The organism is Metabacillus litoralis, from assembly GCF_020524045.1.
In the GTDB taxonomy this organism is placed as follows: domain Bacteria; phylum Bacillota; class Bacilli; order Bacillales; family Bacillaceae; genus Metabacillus; species Metabacillus litoralis_C.
In genome coordinates this window covers 1-1,542 of sequence record NZ_JAIVKL010000045.1, presented here as the reverse complement: position 1 = coordinate 1,542, position 1,542 = coordinate 1, and the positions used below count along the sequence as shown (strand labels likewise).

The window sequence follows — 1,542 nt, the reverse complement described above, 5'->3', positions numbered from 1 at the left end:
AAGGTATTCGATGAATTTCTCATTGAATACCTTTTTCTTGTTATATAATTAATGTATTAATTATAGGTGGTGTGGTATACATGCTTGATAAACAAGGAGAATTTATTCTTAGTCCTTATTCAGCTCTTTACGATCTTATTGTCCCAAAAGATAATATGCTTAGACAAATCAATGATCTTGTAGATTTCACTTTCATATTAGATGAATTGAAAAATAATTATTGTTTAGATAACGGAAGAAATGCTATACCACCTATTCGTATGTTTAAATATTTACTTTTAAAAATGATATATGAACTCTCCGATATTGATGTAGTAGAGCGTTCTATGTATGATATGTCATTTAAATATTTTTTAGATATGGCACCTGAAGCTCCTGTCATTGATCCTTCTTCACTAACGAAGTTCCGTAAATTACGCCTTGTGAACATCGATTTACTAGATTTGTTGGTAGGGAAAACAGTTGAAATTGCGGTGGAGAAAAACATAATTAAGAAGAAGACCATTATTTTAGATGCCACTCATACTTTATCGCGTTACCAAAACAAGTCTCCAAAAGAATTTTTACAAGAAAAATCTAAAACAGTGCGCAAAGTTGTCTATCAATATGATTCTTCAATAAAAGAGAAACTTCCATCCAAGCCCACTTCTGACGAGGTATCTGAAGAAATAGCCTATTGTGAGCAGTTAGTTCAAACCATTGAACAAGAGCCAAAGGTTGTCAGTATACCAGCTGTTCAAGAGAAATTAAATGTGCTGAAAGAAGTCATTGAAGATTTTCATGATCAGATTTCCTTTTCAAATGACCCTGATGCACGTGTAGGTCATAAATCAGAAGATAATCCTTTTCATGGATACAAAACCCACTTAGCAATGTCCGATGAACGTATCATAACGGCAGCAGTGATTACCTCAGGAGAAAAAAATGATGGAAAATATTTAGAAGAACTCGTAGATAAAACGATTAAAAATGGGATGACTGTTGATACGGTATTGGGCGATACAGCCTATTCAGGTAAAGAAAATATCATTTACACAAAAGAAAAAAATATTAAGCTTGTTTCAAAATTACATCCAGTTATCACAAATGGACAGTCTAATCGTAAGCAAGGTTTTGAATTTAATAAGGATGCCGATACATATGCTTGCCCTGCAGGACATCTAGCAACAAAGAAATGTAGAAAAGTAAGAGCCAAAAGCTCTACTCAAAATACTCAACTTAAATATTACTTTAATATAGAGAAATGTAAGTTATGTCCACTAAGAGATGGCTGTTATCAAGAAGGGGCAAAAACAAAAACATATTCTATAACACTTAAATCAAATGAACACTTGGAACAAGAGGCTTTTCAAAATACGGAAGAGTTCAAAGTGTTATCGAGAGAGCGTTATAAAATAGAAGCAAAAAATAGTGAATTAAAAAACAGACACGGGTTTAAAAAAGCTAATTCCACGGGTCTTTTAAGCATGGAAATACAAGGTGCCACAACGATATTCGCGGTCAATTTAAAGAGAATATTGAAATTAATAAATGAAAAATAGA

The 1,542-nt window shown here is 32.6% G+C and carries 1 protein-coding gene; it reads left to right on the top strand.

All coding sequences use genetic code 11. The features are described 5' to 3' along the window. The first annotated feature begins 80 nt into the window (after positions 1 to 80). The gene (locus LC076_RS23980; protein WP_226671602.1) at positions 81 to 1,541 is read left to right on the top strand and encodes an IS1182 family transposase; all 1,461 of its coding nucleotides are present in this window, start codon (positions 81 to 83) and stop codon (positions 1,539 to 1,541) included. Position 1,542: the final 1 nt, after the last annotated feature.

What these genes read in the sequence shown, in the direction of transcription:
- LC076_RS23980 (WP_226671602.1), top strand. Translation starts at nt 81, where the DNA reads ATGCTTGATAAACAAGGAGAATTTATTCTTAGTCCTTATTCAGCTCTT.